Raw genomic sequence first — 12,061 nt, forward strand, 5'->3', positions numbered from 1 at the left:
CCTACTCGACTCTTCTGGAATCAATCAAGTTTTCGCGGGATCAGGCGTTCGTGTCGCCGGTGTCGCCGGTGTCCCCGCCCTCGTCCGCAGCCGCCGACGTGGCAGAGGTCACCGAGGCGGTGGGAGACGTCTGTTCGGGAGTGGGAGCTGCGGTTTCGGCGGGTTCCGTGCTCGGCGCCCCGGTCGGATCCGGCGGCGGGGACGGGGTGGGGGGCCGCGAGGTCGCCGCGGGACTCGACGTCGCCGACGGGCTGGGCGTGGGGCTGGTCGTCGCCGACGGGCTCGGGGAGGTCGACGGATCGGACGTGGTCGGCGGCGAGCTGGTCGGCGTGCCCGGCGGCGTCGCCGATGGTGCGCCCGACGGCTGGGCATCGGCCTGACCCGATCCGCCTCCGCCGCCGTCCGGAGACGGGCGGTCCTCGTCCGGCGTGTCCGACCGCCCCCGGGAGGACCCCTCCGTCGATGCCGCCGGCTCGGCCGACGCGGAGGCCAGGACCGATGTCCGTACGTGCGTGCCGGCATGCTCGCAGGCGACACCCGCCAGGCTGAACCGCTCCGGCGTCTCGTGCCCGCCGGACTCGACCCGGCCGTGCAGGGTTGCCGTCACGCCCGTGCCCGGTTCCGACGGCTCGGCCAGCCGCAGAGTCACCCGCTGCTCATCGTGTGTCCAGGCGGCGCCCCGCACGTCGAGGAGATGTTGGCTGGCCGGCAGGGTGAAGGTCAGCGCCCGCTGCCCGGTCGCGGGTCGCCCGGTTCCGGTAACGCTGATCTGAGCCAGGAAACGCCCATCGGCGGCCTGCTGTGCCCGGTACTGCACGGTGCAGCCGGCCTCGGCGGCGGGTGGGTCGGCCGAGCCTTCCTCGGCGGTGAGCAGTCCCGGTAGGATCCCGGCCAGCGCGGCCGCCGCGGCGGCAGGAGCGGCGAACAACAGTCCGCGCCGCCGCCCGACGACCGCCGACCGCCAGGCAGGTGCGCCGGCTGGCCTGGTGGGGCCCGCGACCGTCCGGGTGGGTACGGCGACCGAGGTGGGCGCGGAGCCCGGTGCCGGCCGCACAGTCTTGGTCACCCCGGCCAGTATCTCGGCGAGTTCGGCCGCGCCCGGACGCCGGTCCGGATCGGTGGCCAGACACCTACCGATCAGGTGCGCGTGGGAGTCGGACAATCCCTCGACGGCGGGGACGGCCACCGATTCGTGCGGAGCGCGTTGAGGAGCCTGACCGGTGAGGCACTCGGCGAGCACGACGCCGAGGGCGAACACGTCGCCCGCCGGCACCGCCTCCGCTCCGGCGGTCAGCTCCGGCGGCAGATAGCTGGGGGTCCCCCACAACTGCCCGTCCGGCTCCGCCGGGTCGTCACCCGCGCCGGCCGCGATACCGAAGTCGACCACCTTCACGCCGCTCTCGGTGAGCATGATGTTGCCGGGCTTGACGTCCCGATGCACGATGCCCTGCTCGTGCGCGGCGGCGAGAGCCGCCGCAACCTGCTGACCGATCCGCAGCGCCTCGTCCGGAGGCAGCGGGCCGGCGGCACGGAGACGAGCGGACAGCGTCGATCCGGCGACGAACTCCATCACCAGGAACGGGGTGGGTGTGCGGGTCAGGTGCCGCTGCTCACCGTAGTCGTAGACCCGGGCCACACCCGGGTGGTCCAGCCGGGCGGCGGCCAGCGCCTCGCGGCGGATGCGGTCGCGGGCCGCCGGGTCGCCCAGCAGCGGCGCCGACAACAGCTTCACCGCGACGGTACGCTGCAACCGCAGATCGTAGCCGCGCCAGACGGTGGCCATCCCACCCCGGCCGACCGGTTCGTCGAGCCGGTAACGCCGCTGTAGACATCGCACGAGCCCAACCTCCCGCTCCGGTCGCGCACCCCCGGCAGGGTGTCCCGTCGGCGGATCGTGTCCGGTCACCGCCCTGGTCGACTATCGCGCTACCCCCGGCTGGAGGCGGGAAAACCCCTGGTCAATCAGTTGGTACGTCTCGATTCGTGATGTCACGTGACCGTCACACGTTCGCGCGGCACTCGTCATCCCGCAGGGCATCTCTGGGAAAAGGCATCGTTTCGAGGAGGCGACGACATGCGCGACCGACCTTTGGCCAGCTCGACCACGCGGCGGGTACGCGCTGCCTGCGGTCCGGCAGTCCATCCGGCCGTGCGGGGCGGCCAAGGAGGAGCCGTTCCGCGCGGCGTCCGGCACACAGCGCTCGCCACCGCACTGGCGGCCGTACTCGCCGTCACCGGCTGCGCCCCCGAGCCGGTGGCGGAACCGCCACCCCCCGCCACCGGCACCAGCCCGCCGAACACCCTCGCGAAGGTCGACGTCGGTGACGCGCTGACCGTGACCGCGACCGTGGACCGGGTCATCGACGAGCGCGCGCTCGTCGTACGGGACGTCGACCTGGCCGACCGCACCCTGCTCGTCCTGACCCGGCAGGCGGTGGAGGCGGCCCCGCCGCAGTTGCTCAGCGTGGAGGGGACAGTGGTCCGTTTCTCGTACCGCAGCCTCGCGGTCCGCCACCACCTGAGCGACCGGGCGGCGTACCGCCCGTTCGAAGGGCAGAAGGCACTGGTGGCCAGTCAAGTCACCGTGTGGCGATGACGGGATCCGCGCAGCCGGCCACGCCGCGGTACTACGGCTTGCGGGCGACCACCCCGACGAAGGTGTGGTAGGTGTCGCTCTGCTCCGGTGCGGCCTCATCCGGGTCCGGTCGCCACGCGGCCACCGGCACCAGGCCCGGTTCCAGCACCTCCAGGCCCTCGACAAAGGAGAGGATCTCCTCGTCGGTACGCCAACGACCGGTGCCGAGGGACTCGTTGAAGATGCGCTCGACCTCGCGCGCCTTCCGGGAGGCATCGGGATGCCGGTCACCGGGATCACGGAAGTGGGAGACCGCGACGTAGCTGCCCGACGGCAGGGCGTCGATCAGCCTCGCCGCCACCGCCTTCGGGTTCTCGTCGTCCGTGAGATGGTGCAGAATCGCGAAGAGCAACAGCCCGACGGGGCGGTCGAAGTCCAGGAACCGGCGGACCTCCGGGTGTTCCAGGATCGCCTCCGGTGACCGGATATCGGCCTGGACCACCGTCGCGGTTCCGGCGTCGGCCAGCAGCGCCCGACCGTGCGCCAGCACGATCGGGTCGTTGTCGACGTAGACCACCCGCGCCTGCGGGTCGTGGCGCAGGGCCACCTGGTGCACGTTGCCCTGAGTGGGCAGGCCGGAACCCAGATCGAGGAACTGACCGATGCCCTGCTCGGTGAGGAAGCGCACCGCCCGACGCAGGAAGGCCCGATTCGCCTGGCCCGCCTGCGGGCCGTCCGGCGTGATCCTGAGCGCGTGCTCGGCGACGGCGCGGTCCACCGCGAAGTTGTCCTTGCCGCCGAGCATGAAGTCGTACACCCGGGCGATGCTCGGCACGCTCATGTCGACCCCGGACGGTGCCACCTCTTCATTCGCCACAGTTCGTCTCCTCGTCCACACCGGATCACGGTCGGCCGAACTGCACCTGCTCGACATCCTGCGGCCGACGCCGTCGACCATCCTAAGTGGTCCTCTCGACGGCGCGCTCACTCCGGTCCGTCTCGGCTTCCTCGTCCGTGTGCCAGACATCCGGCGGTCGATGCGCCACCGTCGTCCCGGTCAGCGTCGAAGCCTGTCGGTGGCCGGTGCCAGAATGCGGCACAACCGATCTTGGGAGGGTTACGTGGGTAGCTGGGACAGCGGACCGTTCGACAACGACACCGCCGCCGACTGGTGTGGCGACCTCGATAAGGCCGACGCCACTGAGCGTCCGGCACTGGTCCGCAAGGCCCTGCACGGGGCCGCCGTCGAGCAGGACTACCTCGACTCCGACATCGCCTGCGAGGCGATCGCCGCAGCCGCGATCGTGGCCGCGCACCTGCCCGGCGGACAACCCATCACTTCACCGTACGCTCCGGAGGTTCTCCGCAGCGGCGGCCGACTCGACCTGCCCGGCGACCTGCCCGCACTGGCCGCGAGCGCGCTCGAGCGGATCATGTCGGCAGATTCCGAATGGCACGACCTGTGGCAGGAGGCGTTCGCCGACGACGACAACCCGGCCTTCGACACCGTCCGCGAGCTGCGCCGGTCACTGACGGCCCGATCCGGGACGGATGGGTCTGCGGGTCGACCGGATCACGGCTCGGTAAGGTAGGACGGGGCCTCTCGGGGCTTCGTGCGACCCGTGCTCACCTGGGCAGGGATGCCGCCCAGGTGAGCACGCGGTCGACGTCCGATCGCGTCCAGCCGAGTGCGGGATCGATCGATACGAGCAAGGTCGGTACCGGACGGGCAGCGGCCCACCGCCGGCCGACGGCGGTGTGGTCGTCATCGATCCACGCGGCCGGTCGATCGGCGGCCACGGCGGCCACGGCCGGCACCTTGAGTTCAGGATCGAACGGCGCCGGTGGGAAGCCGACCACCGGCAGCGGCCCGACTCCAAGCAGCGGCAGGTAGAGCTCGTTGGCGTCCTCGCCCCAACCCGTTGCCCACCACAGCTCTCCGGCGACGGCCAGGTCCCGGATCCAGTTGGCATGCGCCACGCAGTAGCGCTGCGGGTCTTCCCCGTCGAAGAGGACACGTTCCTGGTAGCCGTCCGGGCAGGTCGGTGCCGCGAAGGGATTCAGTACGCCGTCGAGGTCCAGAAAGATGACGGGTAGGTCGGGCCGTCCCGCGCGGTGGGGATTCAACGGACGCACAAGGTCGGCAGGGACCCTAGGACGCCTGGCGGACGGGCATGTCGGCCCGCCAGACCTCGGCCAGATCGCTGAGGGGAACGTCCAGGGCCTGGCTGAGGCGGACCACGGTGCCGAAGGCGGGCGCGGGGAGGCGGCCCGCCTCGATCTTGCGCAGCGTCTCCGGCGAGATGCCGGCTGCCAGGGCCACGTCGACGAGGCTGCGGCCGGCTCGGGCGGCCCGCAGGGCGGCTCCGAGGCGCTGGCCCGCGGCGATCTGTTCGGCGGTGAGCGGTTGGCGAACCATGCCAGCAGGATATCCCCTCCGAGCCGCCCCATCGTGGCATGGTATAAAAATACCGTAAGGATGAGGGAGGCTTTCATGATCGAGCTCAAGTCGGCCGAGGAAATCGACCGGATGGCGGTGACCGGCCAGTTCGTCGGCGAGTTGCTCGCCGAGCTGAGCGGTGTCGCCGCAGTCGGCGTCAACCTGATGGACCTTGAGCACTACGCTCGCCGCCGGATCAACGAACGCGGCGCGGAGTCCTGCTACTGGGATTACGCCCCCTCGTTCGGTCGCGGTCCGTTCCGCAACGTGCTGTGCCTGTCGGTCAACGACGCGGTGCTGCACGGCCTTCCCCACGACTACGTCCTACGGGACGGCGATCTGCTCAGCATCGACATGGCGGTCGGCATCGACGGCTGGGTCGCCGACTCCGCGCTCTCCGTCATCGTCGGCACCCCCGACCCGGCCGACCTGAGGCTGATCGAGGCCACCGAGGTCGCACTGGAAGCCGCCGTCAAGGCCACCCAGCCCGGCGGCCGGCTGGGCGACGTCTCCGCCGCGATCGGCGAGGTCGCCCACTCCTACGGCTACCGGGTCAACGCCGAGTTCGGCGGCCACGGCATCGGCCGCACCATGCACGAGGCCCCGCACGTGGCCAACAGCGGCCGCCCCCGTCGCGGCCTGAAACTCGAACCCGGCCTGACCATCGCCATCGAGCCCTGGCTCTGCCACTCCACCGACAAGATCAGGTACGACAAGGACGGCTGGACCATCCGGTCGGCCGACGGTTCCCGCACCGCCCACTCCGAGCACACGGTCGCCGTCACGGCTTCCGGCCCCCGGGTCCTGACCCGCCGCCCCGCCCACGGCACCGCCTCCGCCGATCGCCCCGAGAAGTCCGCCACCCACTCCTGACCCGGGCGATCTCCGTGCGGTCGACGGACCGCCGTTTCACCGGTGTCGGGCATCCGCAAGGTCGCCAGCCAGGCATGTCCCGCGCAGCGGCCGGGTCTGCGCGTCGCCTTGACCACGGGGTCAGCACAGGAATTGGTCGACGCCGGCCACGTGGGCTATCGGGGGGTCAGGACACCGAACTCGTTGCCGTCGGGGTCGGCCAGCATGACCGTGCCATCGTCACCGACCCCGATCCACGTGGCGCCGAGGGACACCAGCCGGTCGACCTCCGACCGCTGGTCACCGTCAGCGGGTGGAGCAAGTTCGAAGCGCTGCCGGTCCCTTCCCTGCTTCGGTGCCACCGGCGGACCGCCCCAGGCGACCTTCGTCCCGCCGCGCGGCGACTGCACGGCGGTCTCCTGATCCTGATCCCACACGAGCGGCCAGTGCAGCGCCGCCTTCCAGAAGAGGCCAACCTCCCGGGTGCCGTCGCAGGCGATTTCACCGAGAAACCCGCATCCAGCGAGGAACTTGTTGCCCGGCTCGATCACGCAGAACGCGTTACCTTCGGGGTCGGCCAGGACGACGTGTCCTTCCTCCGGGCGTTGTCCCAGGTCTAGGTGGCCGGCACCGAGAGCGAGCGCCCTGGCCACCGTCTGCTGCTGGTCGGCCGGACCGGCGCTGGTGAGGTGCAGGTGCAAGCGGTTCTCCCCCACCCGCTTCGCGCGGCTTTCCGCGAACCGGAGGCCGAGCTGCGTGTCCGTGCCGGGGAGAAACGCGCCGCCGGCATCGCGAACGATCTCCCGGCCGAGCAGGCCGGCCCAGAACTGCGCCAGCCGCAGTGGCGCGCTCGCATCGAAACACACCGCGACCAGCTGACACGTCATTGCATCCCCCGGATCGTCGGCTGACCATCATCGGCAGCGCCATTCACCGGTGAAGCGTAAGGAGATTCGTTGCCGGGCACAGCCGAATATTTCGACGACGCCGGCATGGTCTCCGAACGGCGTGTCGGCCGTGGAGATCAGCAGCCGAGGCGCCTGGTGGACAGGGCGATGTCGTCGATCCAGAGGTCGAACTCGCCCGGAGTGGTGCCGCCCTGGTAGAGCTGCCAACCGATCTTCACGGTGTTCACCGTCGGCAGGACGAACGGCACGTCGTTGCCACCGTGTTCGGTGGTGGAGGCGGTCAGCTCCGGGTTCGCCACCCCGTCGATCCACACCGCGACCCGGTTGTCCGCCGGGTCGAGCTGCCACTCGAAGCACTGCCAGGTGTCCTCGACGACCGGGGCGGACTCGCGCCAGTTGGTCCAGTCGCCGGTCGGCCCGCCGTCGGCGCCCACCCCCCAGAAGATGCCGGGAACCGTGGGTGCGTACTGCCCGCCGATCGGACGGACGATCTCCGAACTGCCGGTGCCGGTCGCCTCGACCAGGGTGAAGTGCGCCCAGTCCGGGCCGGTGGGGAAGGCATCGACGCGCAGCCGCATCCGACCGTAGAAACGGTTTCCCGGCGCGGCGAAATCGTCGACGCGCAGGAAGGCCCGCCCGTTGTCGACCGTATGGATGTGCAACACCTGGTTCCCGCGGCGGGCACGTTCCACGGTGAGCGTGCCGTTGCGCGTGTCGATGCCCCAGTCCAGGGTGCTGGCGCCACCGCGCGGGAGGCGCTCGAAGTCCTCGCAGAAGAGCATGTGCCGGGTGCAGGAGCCTCGGTGGGCGGCATCCGCGGCGTCGGACGGGACACTGCCGACCGTGACGCCGACCAGCAGGGCGGTCAACGTGGCAAGAAGGCTGCGCATGTTCTCCTCCAGGAGCGGCGAAGTGGTGGCGGCGCTTGGGAGCGTTCCCATATATAGCAGATGTTGAATCTACTTGCCTTCGTTGTCCTACCCCTCGGCGCGGCGCATACTGAGCTCAACCTCGTCGTCTCGTTCGCCGTTCTGCCGCAACCGCGAACGGCACGACGGGGTTTCTCCATCCGCACGGTGTTTGATACGGCGCAGTTGTGGACGTGTTACGGAGGAGTACCAGCCATGAGACCGATCGTCCTGGTGCACGGCTTCTGGGTGACGCCCCGCAGCTGGGAGCACTGGATCACCCATTACGAGAGCAAGGGCCACCAGGTGGTGGCCCCCGCGTACCCGGGATTCGAGGTCGAGGTGGAGGCGCTCAACGCCGACCCGGCCCCGATCGCGCAGGTGACGGTTCCGCAGATCATCGCTCACCTCGAAGAGGTCGTGCGAGGGCTGCCGGAGCCTCCGATCATCATCGGCCACTCCGCCGGTGGCGCCTTCACCCAGATCCTGCTCGACCACGGATTCGGCGCGGCTGGCGTGGCACTCAACTCGGCCCCCACCGAGGGGGTTCGCGTGGTCCCCCTGTCCCAGGTCAAATCCACCTTCCCGGTGCTCAGGAACCCCGCCAACCGACACAAGGCGGTCGGCCTGACTCTGGAGCAGTGGAAGTACGCCTTCACCAACACGTTCACCGACGAGGAGTCGCGGGCACTCTACGAGCGCTACCACATCCCCGCCCCCGGCGGCATCGTGTGGGGCGGCGTCCTGGCCAATTTCCAGCCCGGTCACCAGGACACCTGGGTCGACTACCAGAACAATGACCGCGCGCCGCTGCTGTTCGTCTCCGGCGGTGAGGACCACATCATGCCGCCCGCGGTGCAGAGGTCGAACGCGGAGCATTACACCTCCAACACCATCACCGAACGCCGCGAGTACCCGGGCTACGCCCACCTGCTGCCGGCCCAGCAGGGGTGGGAGCAGATCGCGGACGAGGTGCTCGACTGGGCCGTGCGGCACGCGGCATGACCGACGTACGGATCACGCACATCGGCGGTCCGACCGTGCTGATCGAGGTCGACGGTTGGCAGTTGCTCACCGACCCGACGTTCGACGCACCCGGGCGGACCTACCAGTTCGGCTGGGGCACCGCCTCGCGCAAGCTCACCGGCCCCGCGTTGGCCGCCGAGTCGCTCGGCGACCTCGACGCGGTGCTGCTGACCCACGACCATCACGCCGACAACCTCGACGATGCCGGCCGGGTCCTGTTGCGGGCGGCGGGCCGGGTTGTCACCACGGTGGCCGGCGGCCGGCGACTCGGTGCCGGCACCACCGGTCTGGCACCGTGGCAGCACACCACACTCACCGCACCCGGCCGCCCGACCATCGAGGTCATCGCGACCCCGTGCCGGCACGGCCCGCCACTGAGCCGGCCGGTCGTCGGCGAGGTGACCGGGTTCGTGCTGCGCTGGCCCGGCCAGCGGCACGGTCCGCTCTGGATCACCGGCGACACCGTGCTCTACGACGGAGTCCGTCAGGTCTCCGACCGGTTCGCCATCGGCACCGTCGTACTGCACCTCGGAGCGGTGCGGTTCGGCCTCACCGGTCCGCTGCGCTACACGATGACGGCCGCCGAGGGCGCCGAACTGTGTGGCCTGCTCAAGGCCCACACGGTGCTGCCGGTCCACTACGAGGGCTGGGGTCACTTCCGCGAGGGCCGACCGGCGATCGAGGCCGCCTTCGCCGCCGCTCCGTCCTCGGTCCGGGAGAGCCTGCGCTGGCTCACCCCCGGCACGGCCATTACCCTCACGGTCTGAGCGAACGGGTGACCCGCGCGACAACAAGAGCCCGAACGAACTGTCTCAGCGGCCTATTCATGTCACAGCGCCATGTCGCTCAGCGCCAATACTCCGTCCGGCCGCCCGGCTACGAGGAAAGACCCCCATCATGAACGGCCCCACCCAGAGGAAGATCGCCGAGACGGCGACGGCGAAGCAGCGACGGGTGTGGGACAGGTCCGCACCCCGCTACGACAAGCAGATCGCGTTCTTCGAGCGGGTCCAGTTCGCCGGTGGCCGCGAATGGCTGGGTGCCCGCGCGCGTGGTCGGGTGCTGGAGGTCGCCGTCGGCACCGGCCGGAACCTGCCCTACTACCCCGTCGACGCGGCGGTGACAGGCGTCGAGCTGAGCCGGGCGATGCTGGACCTCGCGCGGCGACGTGCGGCAGATCTCGGCCGCGCGGTCGACCTGCGCGAGGGCGACGCGGAGGAGTTGCCCTTCGCACCTGCGTCGTTCGACACCGTTCTCTGCGCCATCTCACTTTGCAGCATCCCGCATCCGGCGCGGGCGATCGACGAGATGAAGCGTGTTCTCGTGCCCGGCGGCCGACTGCTCCTGCTGGACCACATCGGTAGCACGTGGCCACCGATCTACGCCGCACAGTGGCTCCTTGAACGGCTGACGGTTCGCTCGGCCGGCGAACACCTCACCCGCCGTCAGCTACCACTGGTGCGGGCGGCGGGGTTCACGATCGTCGAGGCAGAGCGATTGAAGGCCGGCACCGTCGAACGCGTACACGCGATCAAGCCTGACTGAGCAGCCGCCGTCCGCCAGGGACCCGAGCGTCGCTCGCCTTAATATGAGTTAACTGGTATAGATCCATCTCTATGAATTCCGGTTAGGTTGGCGGTGGCCCACCTGATCCGGCTGGCGTACCTCCGAGGCGCCCGGCAGCGGCACCGGCCAGGTCAATGGGCTGCGACACCCGCAGCACCGTCGCCCAAACCCCGAGGGCGGAGCGCGGCGGGACACCCCCGCCCCGATCGCGGCGCACCCCCGATCCGCGCCGCCGTTTCCACAGGAGGCAATAGATGAGACGAGTTCTCACCCTCGCGGCAGCAGCGATCCTGCTGCCCGTCGGTGCCATCGCCGTCGCGGTAACCCCCGCCGCAGCGGCCCCACTGCCCACCCCGGACACCGCCAGCGCCGCCGTGGCGTCCGCATCGTCGGAGATGCTCGCCGCGATGCAGCGTGACCTCGACCTGACCCCCACCGAGGCGCGCACCCGGATCGCCCGGGACGACAAGGGAACCAGGACGGACGCCAGCCTGCGCCGGTCCCTGGGATCGTCGTACGCCGGTGGTTGGATGACCGCCGACGGCCTGGTCGTCGCCGTCACCGGCAAGGCCGCCGCCAACCGGGTCAAGGCCGCTGGCGCGCAAGCGACCATCGTCGAGCGCAGCGGCGCCGAGCTGGACCGGATCAAGGCGACCCTGGACCGCCACGCCGCCAAGGCGCCGGCCGGCACGGTACCCGGCTGGTACGTCGACGTCACGACCAACACCGTCGTGGTCCTCGCCAACGGGAGCACCGCTGCGGCCGCGAAGTTCGTCCGCACGAGCCGCGTCGACGCCGCCGCAGTCCGGGTGGTCAGCACCACCGAGGCTCCTCGGCTGCTCTACGACGTCCGGGGCGGCGACGCCTACTACATGGGCGGACGCTGCTCGGTCGGGTTCTCGGTGACCGGAGGCTTCGTCACCGCCGGACACTGTGGCCGCACCGGCACCGCCACCCAGGGCTACAACCAGGTGGCCCAGGGCACCTTCCGCGGCTCGTCGTTCCCCGGCAACGACTACGGCTGGGTCCAGACCAACTCGAACTGGACGCCCCAGCCGTGGGTCAACAACTACTCCGGCGGCAACGTGACGGTCGCCGGCTCCACCGAGGCCGCCGTCGGTGCGGCGGTCTGCCGCTCCGGCTCGACCACCGGCTGGCGGTGCGGCACCATCCAGGCCAAGAACCAGACCGTCAACTACGCCGAGGGCTCGGTCAGCGGGCTGACCCGCACCAACGCCTGCGCCGAGCCGGGCGACTCGGGCGGGTCGTGGCTGTCCGGCCAGCAGGCCCAGGGCGTGACCTCGGGTGGCTCCGGCAACTGCTCCTCCGGCGGGACCACCTACTTCCAGCCGGTCAACGAGATCCTCTCGGCGTACGGCCTGACGCTGCGCACCAGCGGCGGTAGCGAGCCGCCGCCGCCCACCGGGTGCAGCGGCTACGAGGCGACCTACACCGGCAGCATCTCCTCCGGCCAGAGTCGGTACCAGCCGAACGGCAGCTACTACTACTCGTCCTCCTCGGGCACCCACCGCGGCTGCCTGGACGGGCCGACCGGGGTGGACTTCGACCTCTACCTGCAGAAGTGGAGCGGATCGGCCTGGGTCGACGTGGCCGGCTCCTACAGCGCCGGGCCGGATGAGTCGCTGACCTACAACGGCACGGCGGGTTACTACCGCTTCGAGGTACACGCGTACAGCGGCTCCGGCAGCTACTCGCTGGGCATCACCAACCCCTGACCCATCGACGACCCGGCGGGGGGGGGGGGGGGGGGGGCGGGCCCACCCCC

Annotated in this window: 13 protein-coding genes; 7 read left to right on the forward strand and 6 right to left on the reverse strand. The window is 70.6% G+C overall.

Annotated elements, in window-relative coordinates:
• Positions 1–40: 40 nt before the first annotated feature.
• Positions 41–1,837: a serine/threonine-protein kinase gene (locus KBX50_RS02860; protein WP_210934307.1), complete on the reverse strand. Its 1,797-nt coding sequence runs from the start codon at positions 1,835–1,837 to the stop codon at positions 41–43.
• 237 nt (positions 1,838–2,074) lie between these two features.
• Here KBX50_RS02860 and KBX50_RS02865 point away from each other — a divergent pair, with 237 nt between their 5' ends.
• On the forward strand, positions 2,075–2,596 hold the full coding sequence (locus KBX50_RS02865) for a hypothetical protein (protein ID WP_210934308.1): 522 nt from the start codon (positions 2,075–2,077) through the stop codon (positions 2,594–2,596).
• Positions 2,597–2,627: 31 nt separating this feature from the next.
• Here KBX50_RS02865 and KBX50_RS02870 read toward each other — a convergent pair whose 3' ends face one another.
• Positions 2,628–3,452 (reverse strand): SAM-dependent methyltransferase, encoded by an 825-nt coding sequence (locus KBX50_RS02870; RefSeq protein ID WP_210934309.1) that lies wholly within the window; start codon positions 3,450–3,452, stop codon positions 2,628–2,630.
• A 244-nt stretch (positions 3,453–3,696) separates the two neighbouring features.
• On the opposite strand from KBX50_RS02870, the gene KBX50_RS02875 reads away from it, so the two are divergent.
• Entirely contained in the window at positions 3,697–4,167 is a 471-nt protein-coding gene (locus KBX50_RS02875) for a DUF4259 domain-containing protein (protein WP_210934310.1), read from the forward strand.
• A gap of 34 nt (positions 4,168–4,201) precedes the next feature.
• Here the strand turns inward: KBX50_RS02875 and KBX50_RS02880 are convergent, their stop codons facing one another.
• Positions 4,202–4,702 (reverse strand): hypothetical protein, encoded by a 501-nt coding sequence (locus KBX50_RS02880; RefSeq protein ID WP_247672895.1) that lies wholly within the window; start codon positions 4,700–4,702, stop codon positions 4,202–4,204.
• Between the two features lie 25 nt (positions 4,703–4,727).
• Complete coding sequence (locus KBX50_RS02885) at positions 4,728–4,994, reverse strand: helix-turn-helix transcriptional regulator (RefSeq protein ID WP_210934312.1); 267 nt, start codon at positions 4,992–4,994, stop codon at positions 4,728–4,730.
• Between the two features lie 75 nt (positions 4,995–5,069).
• On the opposite strand from KBX50_RS02885, the gene map reads away from it, so the two are divergent.
• On the forward strand, positions 5,070–5,888 hold the full coding sequence (gene map, locus KBX50_RS02890) for a type I methionyl aminopeptidase (RefSeq protein ID WP_210934314.1): 819 nt from the start codon (positions 5,070–5,072) through the stop codon (positions 5,886–5,888).
• Positions 5,889–6,043: 155 nt separating this feature from the next.
• Here the strand turns inward: map and KBX50_RS02895 are convergent, their stop codons facing one another.
• Both KBX50_RS02895 and KBX50_RS02900 read right to left on the reverse strand, forming a co-directional pair.
• Entirely contained in the window at positions 6,044–6,754 is a 711-nt protein-coding gene (locus KBX50_RS02895) for a VOC family protein (RefSeq protein ID WP_210934316.1), read from the reverse strand.
• A gap of 137 nt (positions 6,755–6,891) precedes the next feature.
• Positions 6,892–7,716, reverse strand: coding sequence for a hypothetical protein (locus KBX50_RS02900; RefSeq protein ID WP_247672896.1), 825 nt, complete (start codon positions 7,714–7,716; stop codon positions 6,892–6,894).
• Between the two features lie 183 nt (positions 7,717–7,899).
• Here KBX50_RS02900 and KBX50_RS02905 point away from each other — a divergent pair, with 183 nt between their 5' ends.
• From KBX50_RS02905 to KBX50_RS02920, 4 genes are all read left to right on the forward strand, one after another.
• Entirely contained in the window at positions 7,900–8,688 is a 789-nt protein-coding gene (locus KBX50_RS02905; protein WP_210934318.1) for an alpha/beta hydrolase, read from the forward strand.
• Entirely contained in the window at positions 8,685–9,476 is a 792-nt protein-coding gene (locus tag KBX50_RS02910; protein WP_210934320.1) for an MBL fold metallo-hydrolase, read from the forward strand. Before KBX50_RS02905 ends, KBX50_RS02910 begins: the two co-directional genes overlap by 4 nt.
• 130 nt (positions 9,477–9,606) lie before the next feature.
• Positions 9,607–10,254: a class I SAM-dependent methyltransferase gene (locus KBX50_RS02915; RefSeq protein WP_210934322.1), complete on the forward strand. Its 648-nt coding sequence runs from the start codon at positions 9,607–9,609 to the stop codon at positions 10,252–10,254.
• Between the two features lie 275 nt (positions 10,255–10,529).
• Entirely contained in the window at positions 10,530–12,011 is a 1,482-nt protein-coding gene (locus tag KBX50_RS02920) for a S1 family peptidase (RefSeq protein WP_247672897.1), read from the forward strand.
• The last annotated feature ends 50 nt before the right edge of the window (positions 12,012–12,061 follow it).

The sequence above is a fragment of the Micromonospora sp. C51 genome, assembly GCF_018070435.1.
GTDB classification, from domain to species: domain Bacteria; phylum Actinomycetota; class Actinomycetes; order Mycobacteriales; family Micromonosporaceae; genus Micromonospora; species Micromonospora sediminimaris.